At 40.6% G+C, this 13377-nt stretch carries 16 protein-coding genes; 7 read left to right on the forward strand and 9 right to left on the reverse strand.

The annotated features are described in order from the left end of the window. Positions 1-12 precede the first annotated feature (12 nt). The 5 genes from rnc to NSE_RS03765 all read right to left on the reverse strand — a co-directional run bounded on the left by rnc (position 13) and on the right by NSE_RS03765 (position 3831). Positions 13-681: a ribonuclease III gene (gene rnc / locus NSE_RS03745; RefSeq protein WP_011452288.1), complete on the reverse strand. Its 669-nt coding sequence runs from the start codon at positions 679-681 to the stop codon at positions 13-15. Beyond that, entirely contained in the window at positions 672-974 is a 303-nt protein-coding gene (gene rsfS / locus NSE_RS03750) for a ribosome silencing factor (protein WP_041917589.1), read from the reverse strand. Before rsfS ends, rnc begins: the two co-directional genes overlap by 10 nt. Before the next feature lie 404 nt (positions 975-1378). Then, positions 1379-2269 carry a 16S rRNA (cytosine(1402)-N(4))-methyltransferase RsmH gene (rsmH, locus tag NSE_RS03755; protein ID WP_011452291.1) on the reverse strand — a complete coding sequence of 297 codons (891 nt, stop codon included), beginning with the start codon at positions 2267-2269 and terminating at the stop codon, positions 1379-1381. A 130-nt stretch (positions 2270-2399) separates the two neighbouring features. Continuing rightward, a complete protein-coding gene (trmB, locus tag NSE_RS03760) occupies positions 2400-3053 on the reverse strand; it encodes a tRNA (guanosine(46)-N7)-methyltransferase TrmB (protein ID WP_011452292.1) in 654 nt (217 codons plus the stop codon). A gap of 94 nt (positions 3054-3147) precedes the next feature. After that, positions 3148-3831: an outer membrane protein assembly factor BamD gene (locus NSE_RS03765; protein WP_041917535.1), complete on the reverse strand. Its 684-nt coding sequence runs from the start codon at positions 3829-3831 to the stop codon at positions 3148-3150. Between the two features lie 7 nt (positions 3832-3838). Between NSE_RS03765 and purD the strand changes: the two genes are divergently transcribed. Beyond that, the gene (gene purD / locus NSE_RS03770; protein WP_227028954.1) at positions 3839-5143 is read left to right on the forward strand and encodes a phosphoribosylamine--glycine ligase; all 1305 of its coding nucleotides are present in this window, start codon (positions 3839-3841) and stop codon (positions 5141-5143) included. Between the two features lie 153 nt (positions 5144-5296). Here purD and NSE_RS03775 read toward each other — a convergent pair whose 3' ends face one another. The 3 genes from NSE_RS03775 to NSE_RS04070 are packed head-to-tail and all read right to left on the reverse strand — an operon-like array spanning position 5297 to position 7012. Continuing rightward, entirely contained in the window at positions 5297-6061 is a 765-nt protein-coding gene (locus NSE_RS03775) for a hypothetical protein (RefSeq protein ID WP_049821618.1), read from the reverse strand. Positions 6062-6084: 23 nt separating this feature from the next. Next, complete coding sequence (locus NSE_RS03780) at positions 6085-6828, reverse strand: hypothetical protein (protein ID WP_011452296.1); 744 nt, start codon at positions 6826-6828, stop codon at positions 6085-6087. Positions 6829-6877: 49 nt separating this feature from the next. Beyond that, entirely contained in the window at positions 6878-7012 is a 135-nt protein-coding gene (locus tag NSE_RS04070) for a ribosomal protein bL36 (RefSeq protein WP_011452297.1), read from the reverse strand. Between the two features lie 240 nt (positions 7013-7252). Here NSE_RS04070 and dapA point away from each other — a divergent pair, with 240 nt between their 5' ends. The 6 genes from dapA (at position 7253) to NSE_RS03815 (ending at position 12573) form a co-directional block, all read left to right on the forward strand. Next, positions 7253-8179 (forward strand): 4-hydroxy-tetrahydrodipicolinate synthase, encoded by a 927-nt coding sequence (dapA, locus tag NSE_RS03785; RefSeq protein WP_011452299.1) that lies wholly within the window; start codon positions 7253-7255, stop codon positions 8177-8179. A gap of 744 nt (positions 8180-8923) precedes the next feature. Beyond that, on the forward strand, positions 8924-9445 hold the full coding sequence (locus tag NSE_RS03790; protein ID WP_011452302.1) for a cytochrome b: 522 nt from the start codon (positions 8924-8926) through the stop codon (positions 9443-9445). Positions 9446-9741: 296 nt separating this feature from the next. Then, complete coding sequence (locus NSE_RS03800) at positions 9742-10386, forward strand: HAD family hydrolase (protein ID WP_011452304.1); 645 nt, start codon at positions 9742-9744, stop codon at positions 10384-10386. A gap of 94 nt (positions 10387-10480) precedes the next feature. Next, positions 10481-11224 (forward strand): uracil-DNA glycosylase, encoded by a 744-nt coding sequence (locus NSE_RS03805; protein WP_157858732.1) that lies wholly within the window; start codon positions 10481-10483, stop codon positions 11222-11224. After that, entirely contained in the window at positions 11214-11981 is a 768-nt protein-coding gene (locus NSE_RS03810) for an MlaA family lipoprotein (protein ID WP_081430827.1), read from the forward strand. The genes NSE_RS03805 and NSE_RS03810 overlap by 11 nt, the downstream gene beginning before the upstream one ends. After that, entirely contained in the window at positions 11965-12573 is a 609-nt protein-coding gene (locus NSE_RS03815) for an MlaC/ttg2D family ABC transporter substrate-binding protein (RefSeq protein ID WP_011452307.1), read from the forward strand. The genes NSE_RS03810 and NSE_RS03815 overlap by 17 nt, the downstream gene beginning before the upstream one ends. Positions 12574-12627: 54 nt before the next feature. Here NSE_RS03815 and NSE_RS03820 read toward each other — a convergent pair whose 3' ends face one another. Continuing rightward, complete coding sequence (locus NSE_RS03820) at positions 12628-12930, reverse strand: DUF2610 domain-containing protein (RefSeq protein ID WP_011452308.1); 303 nt, start codon at positions 12928-12930, stop codon at positions 12628-12630. Positions 12931-13377 lie beyond the last annotated feature (447 nt).

Raw genomic sequence — 13377 nt, forward strand, 5'->3', positions numbered from 1 at the left:
AACAGTTTGTTCCTACCGGGTTTCCGCTTTCAATTCTTCAAGCATCATCCTTGCTGCATTTTCCTCACCTAGCTTTTTGCTTTTGCCAGTAGCTCGCCTTTTTTTCCCATCTACGCGGATTTCTATTTCAAAAATGGGTAGGTGTGCTGGCCCTGATCTATTTATGACGTTATATATCGGTGGCTTCATTCCTTTTGCTTGAAGCAGCTCTTGAAGTGTGCTTTTTGGATTTGGCTCAATAGAATCTGATTGAACAGCCAACCCATACCAACGTTTCTTAATGAAGCAGGTAACTGTTTCAAGACCTGCATCCAGGAAAATAGCTCCTACGAGGGCTTCTAAAACATTCTCTAGATTACTTGTTTTGTCCCGTCCACCGCCCGCTTCCTCCGAACTTGAAAGGCGAATATAATCACCTAAATTCATCTGACGAGCAAGCATAGCGAGAGTGTTCTTGCAAATAAGTGCACTTTGCCTATGAGAAAGTCTACCTTCAGGATCACCCGGAAAAAGATCGTAAAGCATCGAAGCAATAACCAGATTTAACACTGCATCCCCAAGAAATTCTAATCTCTCGTAAGATGGACACTTTTCAACACTTGGATGCGTTAAAGCTTCGACAAGTAAGTCTTTGTTTTTAAAATACACTCCAAGTAAGGATTGTAGTTCTTCTAGTTCCATAGAGCGTCTACTTCATAATACTTTCTGACGTCATCCTTAAAGATGTGCACTATAACTTCACCCATGTCGATCAACACCCAATTACCTAAGTCGTAGCCTTCGGTCTTTACGGATATTCCTTTTTCTTTGCTTAGTTTTACGACAAAGTCAGCCAGAGTTTTTACGTGCTTATGTGAATCAGAAGAAGCAACAACCATGCAACCTGTTATACCTCTTCCACCATAAATCTTAATATCTCTCCCCTTATGGACAGATAAACTTTCCAGGATTAAAGAAACTATTTGGGATTCCATTCTTCTACATGCAGAGGGAGTACTAACCATTTTACAGAAAGCCAGAACAATACGAAACCCTGAAAAACTTATTCATCCAGGACCAACTCCTGACAAGGGTTCCTGGTGACATAGAAATATTGATAGTTACCCGGTCGTGGTACATATTCTCTTGATCTATGCATTCGTCCGCAGTCAAAAAGATAACTCGAACTGCTGGGAACCTGGCAAATAAAACAAGAGATCCTTATGCAAATTCTCGCCTATGAGCTGAATTACGCTGTCAGTGTTAAGGTATTACACTTAGTACTGTTTTGTTCAATTTATGCGCGATTTACAACACTTAATCCAAAAATTAGTACAAAAACAATTTTAATGAGCACGAAGCTCTAAGAATTGTACTTCATGAGCACAACGTGAGCTTTTCATACCTTCTCTATCACTCTCATTCTTGCGGAACGGGAGCTTGGATTCTCTCTCACTTCATCTCTACTTGGAACAACAATCTTCTTCGTGAGCAAATTAAACCCATTTCCATGAACACTTCTAAATAAATGTTTGACTATTCTATCTTCAAGAGAATGGAAGCTAACAACAACTGCCCTACTTCCAACTTTCAGCATTGTCAGCGCTGTTCTCAGTCCGCATTCAAGGGCACCCAATTCATCATTTATGAAAATTCTCAGGGCCTGAAAAGTCTTTGTCGCCGGATCTATCTTATAGTATCTTTTCGGAAAACAAGATCGCACGATTTCTGCTAGACTGCTGGTTGTCGTGATTCTTTTTTTGCGTCTTGCATTAACAATTGCATGAGCTATTTTCCTTGACATTCTCTCTTCACCAAACTGGTAGATAATGGAGGCAATTTTCACTTCAGTGTAACTATTAACAACTGTCTCAGCCGTTAGTAGAGTACTTCTATCCATACGCATGTCTAAAGGACCCTCGTGAAGAAAAGAGAAACCTCTATCAGCAACCTTCAATTGCATTGTTGAAACACCTAAGTCAAACACAATCCCGTCCACCTTCACTTCACCCAGCAAAGATCCGATATCCACAAAATTACCATTTATGAAGTTTGTACGCTTGGGAAAATCATTCTCTATAACCTGGAAGAATCGTCTTACTGTCTCATCACGGTCAATAGCGTACACAAAACAATCGACACTGCTCAAAATAGCTCTGGTGTAACCGCCTGCACCAAATGTTGCATCTACATAAACACCACCATTCTTCGGAGCAAGAAATTTCAGAGCTTCGCTCAAAAGAACTGGCTTGTGTAATATCTCATCTTTTGAGCCACCAGTAACACTCATTTGAGCACTCAAGAACACTTTATCCAGTTAACAATGTAGCAAAAAGTCTTGGAGAATGCTCTGGTAGTTCCGAAACACACCTGGTACGCGTTCTATTCACAAATAAGAGAACAGAACTAAACGAAAAAATTCATGCGTCAGTTGCGTCATATACCATCTTGTAACCGAATATCCTGTTACTTGCTTTTGATGCGAAACGGCTGGCATTCTTTGGTATTTCCGTATTCTCAACTTTAGAAAAGACTTCCAAGGCAGATTGATATATTTGCTGAGCATAATCGTGATCGTCAGTTGCAACGACAACCTCAGCTAATGGATGCAAGCTACGACTCAGGAGCTGAAAAAATGGCACATCTACAATCCTACGTTTGTGGTGCCTCCTCTTGGGCCAGGGATCAGGAAATAGTATGTATACTTTATGAAAAACTTTACAAAGCAACTTTTCCAACAGAAGACGAACATCGTCATTCCAAATTAGAACATTTGATAGTTCATGAAGCTCCACTTGCTCTAGGAGCCTGGCTATACCATTTACGTATACTTCAGCGCCGACGAATACCTTGTCCGGATAATCTATAGCCTTCTTTAATATGTGTTCACCGAAACCAAAACCAACCTCCAATACGATCTCACTCTTGAGATTTTCGAGTTTCTCATGAGACGCAAGAAACCTTTCTAAACCGACAAGCTTATTCTCCCTAAAATTACGACCACGACGCCTCCCATAAGATCTGAGAAACTGTTTCTTTTCCAGCCGCAGATTTACTTCATTGTGTACAAACACACCGACTCAAAGATCACCTAAAAACGAAAGGCTAACACCTGAAAAGAAAAAGTATAATACCCTCACAATTCATTATTATTCAGTCTCAGGTCTCCTACGACGAGGACGGGTCTATGCCAAGCATTTTGTATGCCTCCGCTCTCTTCGACACAGCAGCATCGTAGAGCTTCGTCCTAGAATAATCACGTATCAACTCATCGAACCTCGCTATGGCAGCATGGTAACTCATTTCTTTAAAATAAAAGGATCCTATGGAAAAGATTTTTTCTGCCATAATTTCGTCTATCTCGAGTAATTTCTTCTGTGCATCTGTCACATACTCGGATGCAGGAAAAGTCTGTATTAAAACCGTAAATGCGTCCCTAGCTTTATCTGCGAATTCACTACTATTGGTACAACCCTTTGACATCTGAAAATAGGCATTGCCCTTTATGTTGAGAACCTGATCCATTTTTTCACCGTCTGGATAGTCCAAAAGATATCCTTCGGCGCTACCTGCTGCCGCAGCGAACTTTCCCTCATCGTAAAGTATCTTGGTGTAGGAAGCCTTTGCTTTTTCCCCTATGGAAGAAAATGGGGCAATATCAGCCACTTTTTCGAAAAGTTCCTTTGCAACCTTGTAGTTTTTTTTCTCAAGTGACAGAACCGCACTGTTGTACATTGACAGTTCATCTTCCCGCACTTTGTTGTTCAAAATCTTTTTCGATTTCCCGACACCACAGCCAGAGAGAACACAAAGAAAACAGACAAACAAAAAGTTATATAGCTTTCTTCTCATTCGGGTAATGACGAACTACAATATGACCGTTGATTATAATCCGGCAATGCAATTAAAAAAAGTTCTTATCGTCGGAAACGGCGCAAGGGAGCACGCTTTGATCACGAAAATCAAGGAATCACCGATGCTTGACAAGGTTTATACTACGAACTCGAATTTCGGTCAGTTCGCAGAATATCTTGATACAAACCTAGAAAATTATTTGTACACGTCGGCTACTTGCAAGACGGAAGGAATAGACCTAGTGGTAATAGGGCAGGAAGAACATTTGGCAAGAGGCATAACGGATGCTCTTACGGCTGAAGGTATTCCTGTTTTTGGGCCCACAAAAAATGCAGCAAAATTAGAATCGTCGAAGTTTTTTGCTAAGGAAATAGCAGAAATGAACGGTATACCTGTAGCCAGGTACAGTTTTTGTTCATCCATCAACAACCTGAAAAAGCAGATTGAAAATATTGGAAGTTTCCCTCTGGTTATTAAGGCCGATGGACTTGCATCCGGAAAAGGCGTCATAGTGTGTGAAACTATGGGAGAAGCACTAGAAGCAGGTGAAGCAATGCTAAATGGTTTATTTGGCGAAGCAGGCAGAAATATAATAATAGAAGAGTTCTTATATGGGCAGGAATTAAGTTATTTTGTCCTGGTTGATGGACAGACTATTCTTCCAATTGGCCACGCGAGGGATCACAAACAAATCTCATACAACGGAAAAAAGTATAACACCGGTGGAATGGGAGCATACTCGCCCGTGCTGCTCTCCAAAAAAACTGAACAAGAAATACTTGGGAAGATTGTATATCCAACTATCAATGCATTGTCAGCAATTAACGTTCAGTACAAGGGAGTCCTCTTTGCCGGACTCATGTTGACCAACTCTGGACCTAAACTATTGGAATATAATGTCCGATTTGGTGATCCAGAAACCCAAGCAATACTACCACGCCTCAATGCCGATCTCCTTGATCTTATGCTCAAAACATTAGATGGGGGTCTTGACAGAGCTACGATTTCCTTCAAGAAAGAAGTGTGTATGTCTGTTGTTCTGGCAACCCGTGGGTATCCAGTCTCCTATGAAACCGGATACCGCATAGATAATATAGAAAAGGCACTGCAAAGCGTTGAAGGACTCCAGATTCTCAACGCTGCTGTGAGATACGATGCAGAAGGACGGATGATCTCTAACGGTGGTCGTGTTCTAAACTTAGTTGTAAGCGCCCCAACGTTATTGGAGTGCAAACGTAAAGTCAAACGTGGCTTGGAACTAATAGACTGGAAAGAGGGAGTTTACTTAGATGAATTAGTCGTAGTGTAAGACCCAGAGAGAGCCTTTTCACAGCGATGTTTCACCGAGACGCCATAGCTATATCGTCTGTGGAATTCACGAGTGCATAGCGGCTTCGGCACAGTCAAAATTTCAACAATAGAAGCTTGCTGAACCCGTTGCTTTGTTGAGCAGACCACTGTTTTAAGAGTGGAAAACTGCTTCGAATGCAAACATCGTAAGAAGTGTTACGAGCGTGAACATAGCTATCTGGATTACCCTTATTACTGTACCATACAGAAGATATCTCGCATCCTCTTCACCAAGAAGTGCGGACTTAGCGCAGGCTAAGATCCCAAGTCTCACCCGAGCTCCACAATTCCTAGTTGCTAATACGTCAAGAGGTATAGAAAATAATGCAGCAAATATCCCAAAAACAAGACCAATAGCTGTTCCGCCAAATAGGTTCATGTGGTACGCAATTGAAATCTCGTATGAGGCTACAGAAGCAGACCAGAAAATCATGTTACGCAAAAGTATTGGTAACGCAATACCCCTGAAAGTTGCTTTATTCTCCATTAAGGCCCCCTTATTCCTACTGATCTCGCACATTTCCGCCCACATCGAAAACAGCGTTTCCAAAAACCCTCCCATCATAGAACGAAAAAACACAACGAAAAGTATAGTGGGATGAAAAAATAACTTTAGTACAATACCAGATACAGCCTCGGAAATGCCAAAAGACATAGAACTCAGAAAATTCATCACTGCATATGGAAGCGCACCTCTAAAAAAAGGAGCTACACCACCATCAGACAAAGCATCTAAAGCTATCTTGCGATACGAAGCTCGTGTCTGTTGTCTCATTATCTTTAGGAACTGCAACGGAGACATCAGCACAGCCGCAACTGCAGCAAACGAACCGAAAAATACTCCTCCTAAAATGACATCATAAAGTTGCAGGAACATATACTCTTCCGAATGCTTCTAAATTAAATACCGAAATATCTCAGAATAAACGTCGTCAAAACGGTCACAGCAGTATAGATACTGATTTGTAATATCCTAATTGTACTGCCCAAAAGAAATTTACTACTAGAATCAGTTGCTACCAGAAGCACGCGCTTTACCAATGTCAATTCTTCTTTGGCAGCACAACTCTGTGTCACCATCACATCTAATGGAATAGAAAGAATACCAAAAACAAGTCCTAGAATAATCGATAAAAGCAGTGACATGTTCATGCTGAGGTAAAGCCTAGTCGCAATTTCATAGGATGAAGTCGCACCTAACCACGCAACCGAATTTCTCAAGAAAGCTGGGAAAAGTATACTCAAAGCTCGACCTTTACCAAAGGCAAGATCTCCCTTGTTCCTCACAATCTCACGTACTTCCGGATATATAGTCAACACAGTCTCTATCGCTCCTCCGAGGAACGCTCTAACGAAGATGCCAACCAAAATACCGTACTGAACTGGAAGCACAATCTCCGAGATCCTGTCACTCAAACCGAATGAAAGATTAGCAAGAAAGTTCATCGTAACGTACGGAAACACGCCACTGAAAAAAACTCCCACCGCTCCGCTTTTTCCAAACGCATTAAAAAAAATGGAAGAGTAAGAAGCTGCTGTCTCCTGCCGAATAATCTTCAGGTACTGCAACGGTGCAACAGCGAACGCAACAACACCCGCAAAAGATGCATACACAAGAGGAACTAAAAAGAAAGAAAGCAACATAAGCCGACGCTAGAGACCTAACTAAAGGCTGCAGAAAACCAAAACCAAGCTACTTGGAACCTTGCCTTACGTTACAACGCGGATTTTTTCTATTGTATACGTATATACGCTTACCCCTCTTAGCAACGTACGAATTGCGGGCATCACGTTTTTTCGCTGACTTCAAAGAACCTATTACTTTCATAAAACAACTACTCAGCTCGCAAATAGCCCACTATGTACAGACGGGCACATTGTACATTAAAAAAAGTCCTCGAACAACCTCAACCGGTAAACAAGGATAAGTTTCACTAAAACCAGCATTAAACCTTAATTCAACGTCCTGGAACAGATAACTAAAGTCCTTTTTATCAGCGAAAGTCAAAAATTTTATTTCTTTTAAGTAAGGTGCTACTAATAATTTTAGACGCAAATTTTATCTGGAATGCAGGGATTAAGATCAATCTTCAAAGGGATTTTCACTGCTATAATCACACCTTTTAAACGCAACACTCTGGATGTAGAAAGCTTAGAACGATTAATCGAAATTCAAGTAGCTAGTGCCGTAGATGGTATCGTAATAGCGGACTCGACCGGAGAAGGACATTCATTATCTCAATCGGAGTATTGTACCCTGGTAAAAAACGTAGCAGCAGTGCTTAAAAATAGGGTGCCTCTAGTTGTAAGTGTGCCACACTGTTCTACGACACAAGCTATCGATGTAATAACTCACCTAAAAAACAAAACAATTGAAGCATTCCTTGTTGCCGCACCGTATTATCTACGCCCACAACAAGAAGGAATCTTTGAGCATTATCGACAGATTACAAACAAAACAAAGGCGAACATTATCATGTGCAACATACCACACAGATGTGCTATCAATGTAGAAAATGCAACAACACTGAAAATCATGGATCTGCCGGCTATATCAGCAATTGTTGATTTATCGGGAGATCTTGAATATCCAACAATACTGCGTAGAGAAAATGACCGCGTACCCATACTTACAGGGAATGATACGACATATGCAGCCCATAGACTCAACGGAGGAGATGGAATAGTATCCACACTAAGCAACCTAATTCCAAAAGAAATGGTCACGTTGGAGAGAGCAATCTATAAAGGTAACTACGAAAACATCAAGAAGTTACATAAACTTATTTTTCCACTTGCCAAATCTATGTCCTGCGAGACTAACCCAATACCTTTAAAATATGCCGTCAGTTGCATCTACAAGTACGTCACACCAAATGTCAGGCTCCCACTGACTGATGCAACTACGTTAACTAGGCAGTTAATACATACTCTTCTAAGTAACTTAGAAAGGGAGAAACAAGAACACGAAATTTTATCCCTGATACAAAGTTGATTGGAAAAAAGATTCAATCCTAACGAATACTTCTCCCCAAACATTCTCTAGGCAGAGCATTCACATCTATCCGGCTTTCTAAGCCAGATATCTTCCTCTACCTGCCACAAGAACCAGAATACCGCTCAGGGTAGTCAGTTTATCTTGCAGAACGAAATCGTTTTAAGCAAAAATAAGTGTTCCAACTCGTCTTTTAGCTTTCCAAATACATGAACAATCAACATGAGCACACACGCTATAACAAGAATTGTCACATCATATTCAAGATCACCAATCTACCCAGGAAGAGAACATAGAATCATAACGAATTAGACCTAATTACAGAAGGCCACCACCTGCAACATGGGAAATCCGACAAAGGAGCACTTCTTTTACCAGAACTGAACACACTAAGTTGTGTTTAAAGGAATCGTTGTAGGGAAGAGTCAATTGCTAGATTAGAGTGTATGCATAAATGTATAACTTGGTGGATTAATCGGAATACAGTGCCCCTAAAGCAGAATAAAATTAACGGTACTATGGAACACAACAAAATACTCCAAACAGACCGAGAATCCAGACTATTTATCCTTGCAACTTAAATTATTTTAAATTGTGCAAGAAGGATCTGCTAGAACAGCGAAGCATCCGCAGGACAAGAGCTTCAGGAACGAAAATAGAGGAGAGGAGTACAACCCAGTACTCATTGGACAATGCCACAGAATTATTTTACCATAGCGTGATCTGATTCCGAGTTTACTGGATATGCCTAGTCCTGAAAAGTATAATCTAACTCTAAGGATCCTGCATTGGATCTTGGCGTTTGCGGTGATCGCTATGCTCGTAAGCGGATTCACTATGAGCAGCTATCTGACTCCACCTTTGAAGTTCATTGTTTACGGAAAGCACAAGGCGATTGGTATGACGGTTGGTGTTCTGATGATCATAAGGCTAGCAATTCGCGTGTGTTTTAACATCCCAGAAACACAATTTTCCAGGTTGGAAAATATTGTGTTGGGTGTTGTGCATTCTTTGCTTTATGTTTTGACAATTGGAGCTGTTTTCTCAGGATACTTAATGTCTTGCAGTGCCGGCAAACCTGTTTCCTGGTTTGGAATTTTCGAATTCCCATCGTTGTTTCAACAAAACCCAGATATCGCAAAAATAGCACATGATGCACATCAGGTCATCATATATCTTCTCGCTTGCCTGGTTGTGCTTCATATTTTAGCAACCCTGAAGCATTTAATTATTGATAAGGAGAATATTTTTAAACGAATATTTTAGCGTGGCTCCAGCACCTTATGCATGTTATGAGGTCTTTTGTACGTTGGGCTTTTTCTTGATTGATTTGTTTTTTAGGACACTGAGGCAGAAGTCTCTTCTTTGGCTCGGGTTTCTCTTCTTCGAGTCGGTACTTCGGGGCGTTGTGACGCTGGCACGCGGAACTAAATGGATAGCCGCAGGCGCAAGTTTCTGTATCGCTGTGACAAATAACATAGCCAAAACTTTAATAAGTTGTGATGAAATATCACTGAAGGATTGCATTAGAACACATAGTACTGACAATCATACCCAACATAATGAATGAAAAATTGAACACCAAGGCAAAAGTCACTCCTGAAGCAATATTATTTGATTGGGATAACACTATTGTTGATACACGAGTCATGATCCTAAATGCAGTTAACAAAACGCTGAGTCACTTTGGCAAACCAGCGCTTGATAGAGACATGAATGCACCGGAAAGAATGGATTTCTTTAAACAGACTTTTGGAGAGGAATGGGTTTTCGCTTATTCGCTATTCACAGATCACCTTAGATCCGAGAACCCGGGACCGCTACAGATATTTCCAGGATTCACATCATTTTTGGATTTGATAGCTGAAAGGCGCATATTTACGGGTATAGTCAGCAATAAATATAACGAACTACTCAAAAAAGAGGTCGATTCTCTCGGACTAACGGATCGATTTGATGTCATAGTCGGCTCAGGTGATACAGACCAGGATAAACCTTCAGCAAAACCACTACTGTACGCTCTATCGATAGGTAACATTACTCCATCGAAAGAAACTGTTCTTTTTATCGGTGACAGCGCAACGGACATGGAGTGCGCAAGGAATGCAACTGTACGTGGTATTGCATATCGAGCGACTCCAATAGAAGGCTTTGAGAATATACCAATCATACGGCATTATGACCAGGCAAAAATATTAATACCCTAAGGATATACCAGGTCCTATTGACAAAGAGCACTTCAATGTAATCAAATGGCACTAGTCTTACCTTATCTGCATGTATAGCAAATCGAGTTATCTCATGATTCTCAAATTCTATGATAGACTCGGCATGGATACTATGACTGCTGATATTTCCTCACCTAACCAAGCATCTATCACGCAAGTTGGTGGAATGCCCATTGATATGAAAGAGTCCGCTGAAAGCACAGCACGTAAGCATAAAACTCCGGAAAGAGATCTGACATACGTAACAACTCTCGGCGAGCTTAAGGCGCTCGTCTACAATTTTGAAGGCTGTCAGCTTAAAAAGAGTGCTAAAAACACAGTTTTTTGTGATGGCAATCCGGATGCAAAAATTATGTTAATTGGTGAAGCACCTGGAGAACAAGAAGATAAGCTTGGAATTCCTTTTTGTGGCAGGAGCGGTAACTTGTTAGATAAAATGCTTCAAGCTATAGGACTGGACCGAACGAAGGTATACATAACAAATGCAGTTTTCTGGAGACCACCTGGAAATAGACGACCGACCCCCGAAGAAATAGAGATTTGCAAGCCATTCTTAGAACACCATATACGCCTTGTATTACCCAAGTTAATCGTGCTACTTGGTTCTACGGCTGCTTCTTCGGTTTTAAAAAGCCAAGACAGAATTTCTACATTGAGAAATAAATTGCACGAGTATAAAAATCCATTTATTCGCGAGGGAATTACTACGACCGTAATGTTTCACCCATCGTATCTCTTGAGACAGCCTGCTCAGAAAAAATTGGCCTGGGAAGATTTAAAACTTATTCGTTCATATATTGACACCCATGGTCTTTAACTTTAGTGGAGTAAATAGATTCTTTCTTATTCTTTTTGCACTAGCGTCCCTAACTCTCACACCGCGCCTGGGCAAGACAACTGAAGAACTCGATATATTATTCTACTACCCAAAAACAACAAGCACCGTGGTAACAAAAGTCTATGATCCCATGGAGAAACTTAATAGGAGGATATTCAAAATGAATAGCCTACTTTTCAAGTACCTAAAATCTTCCGCTAATAAAAAACTTTTCCGAGGAACAAATCCTGGAAAATCTCGTGCAGGTCGTAAAGGTATGGACTCCGCAAAGTATTTACTTCTTAACATTGCAGATAATCTTTCCGAACCGAGCTATGTGATTAACCATTTTCTACAGGGTAACCCAAAAAATGCTGTGGTAGAATTTTGGCGGTTTTTTATCAATTCCACACTTGGTATATTCGGAACCTTCGACATAGCACAGACTCTGGGTCTAGAGAAGAAGACAACTTCCTATAGAAAGACACTCATCATGTATGGGATAAAAAATGGACCATTCATAATGTTCCCACTGTTTGGTGCGACATCACTAAGGAACAGTGTTGCTGCCCTGCTTGAAATTCTTACGAATCCATTGAATCTCGTGATACAACATAAATTTGTACCATTCACGGTATACAATTGCTCCCAAATTGCTAGAGAAATTGATTACTACGACATAGTTTTTGAAAACAGCATTGACCCTTATATAAAACTGCGCACCTTTTTGGTAAATTACGATGCGGCATTCAAATAAAGAAAAATGGCTAATTTGGCTACTGTTTATAACGCTTTTTTTTCCTTCGAGGATCTTTGCACAAGGCTCCACAGGTGAGTTTATCTCATCCCTATATACAGATGTAACAACCATCAGCAATTCCAACATCTCAGAGCTAGACAAACTACAGCATATGACGAATCTAATTGAGGAAAACATTGACTTCCAAAGAGTTGTGCGCTTCGTATTGGGAAGGAACATAAACAAGCTATCACTCGAAGAATTACAGGCGTTTACCGAGGGCTATAAAAGGACTACTTCCATTAAATACGCAAAACTCATGATTAAGAAGCTTAGGTACTATAAAATCCTGCGTGAGGAAAACTTAGGCAATCAAAGACATCTAGTCCAGACGGTCCTCCAGGAAAAGCTCGAGAGCAGTGTACCACTAAGGATAGACTACCTCGTTACGGTGGAGGATAAAAAGTACAAAATTCTCGATATAATCATTTCCGGAAGTATAAGCATGGCGATGGCGGATCGGGAAGAAATAGAGAGCTTTCTCCAGGACAATACATCAGAAGGACTTTTAGCGAAAATTATAGAGACACAACCAAGTGACAAAACATAGGAGGTTGCGTACAACCTGCTGGCCTCGGCTTAGAAGTGATTGGATTGTACGGAGTTACTCGTTGGTCTGCTTACCGTCAAAAGCAAATTCTTCTTCCTTGGGCTGGGTTTCTTCTTGTTCAGCCACTTTTAGTGCATAAACGCACAAATCCTCAAAAGAAACATTGTTCTCCTCAGCAAGTTCTCTTAATTTTGAGAGGCTGTCCATGACCTTCTGTGGAACAACCCCCCCACGTTCTTTTGACAACCACGTAGCCTGATTGTAAATGGGGTGCGTATCCCGTCTGGGAGAGCCAATATATATTGTAAAAGGAGCAGTTTGGGAACCAAATTGGCAAGGTACTGTAAACTTTTTCACGTCTTATAGAGATAATCTTGCGGGATATACCGCTAAATATTTAAAAGGACCCTACAAAAACAACTAACACCTGCAAGTTAAGCTAGGATCGCTGAACATTCTAATACAGCTGCTGACAGGAGTATACTACTGAATATTTAAAAAAGCCCTATGAAAACAACTAACACCTGCAAGTTAAGCTAGGATCGCTGAACATTCCAATACAGCCGCTGACAGGAGTATACTACTGAATATTTAAAAAAGCCCCACAAAAACAACTTACAAGCGCAAGCTGGTCTGGGATTGCTAAATTCCATAAACTGAACACAAGCGTAAATATGAAGTGTATTTGCATGTTGTGCGTGGTCAAAAGCAATTTTGGCAGATCACCTATTTCATGGCGATTATCTAAAGCATAGATACCTTCTGATCTAAAGAAAAAGAAATTAAAATAATTTAAGCTCACTA

This window comes from Neorickettsia sennetsu str. Miyayama (assembly GCF_000013165.1).
Classification (GTDB): domain Bacteria; phylum Pseudomonadota; class Alphaproteobacteria; order Rickettsiales; family Anaplasmataceae; genus Neorickettsia; species Neorickettsia sennetsu.

Bases quoted from the DNA above. Each gene is read 5' to 3' on its own strand.
- rnc (WP_011452288.1), bottom strand. From the start codon at position 681: ATGGAACTAGAAGAACTACAATCCTTACTTGGAGTGTATTTTAAAAAC.
- rsfS (WP_041917589.1), bottom strand. From the start codon at position 974: ATGGAATCCCAAATAGTTTCTTTAATCCTGGAAAGTTTATCTGTCCAT.
- rsmH (WP_011452291.1), bottom strand. From the start codon at position 2,269: ATGAGTGTTACTGGTGGCTCAAAAGATGAGATATTACACAAGCCAGTT.
- NSE_RS03765 (WP_041917535.1), bottom strand. From the start codon at position 3,831: ATGAGAAGAAAGCTATATAACTTTTTGTTTGTCTGTTTTCTTTGTGTT.
- purD (WP_227028954.1), top strand. From the start codon at position 3,839: ATGACGAACTACAATATGACCGTTGATTATAATCCGGCAATGCAATTA.
- NSE_RS03775 (WP_049821618.1), bottom strand. From the start codon at position 6,061: ATGTTCCTGCAACTTTATGATGTCATTTTAGGAGGAGTATTTTTCGGT.
- NSE_RS03780 (WP_011452296.1), bottom strand. From the start codon at position 6,828: ATGTTGCTTTCTTTCTTTTTAGTTCCTCTTGTGTATGCATCTTTTGCG.
- NSE_RS04070 (WP_011452297.1), bottom strand. From the start codon at position 7,012: ATGAAAGTAATAGGTTCTTTGAAGTCAGCGAAAAAACGTGATGCCCGC.
- dapA (WP_011452299.1), top strand. From the start codon at position 7,253: ATGCAGGGATTAAGATCAATCTTCAAAGGGATTTTCACTGCTATAATC.
- NSE_RS03790 (WP_011452302.1), top strand. From the start codon at position 8,924: ATGCCTAGTCCTGAAAAGTATAATCTAACTCTAAGGATCCTGCATTGG.
- NSE_RS03800 (WP_011452304.1), top strand. From the start codon at position 9,742: ATGAATGAAAAATTGAACACCAAGGCAAAAGTCACTCCTGAAGCAATA.
- NSE_RS03805 (WP_157858732.1), top strand. From the start codon at position 10,481: ATGATTCTCAAATTCTATGATAGACTCGGCATGGATACTATGACTGCT.
- NSE_RS03810 (WP_081430827.1), top strand. From the start codon at position 11,214: ATGGTCTTTAACTTTAGTGGAGTAAATAGATTCTTTCTTATTCTTTTT.
- NSE_RS03815 (WP_011452307.1), top strand. From the start codon at position 11,965: ATGCGGCATTCAAATAAAGAAAAATGGCTAATTTGGCTACTGTTTATA.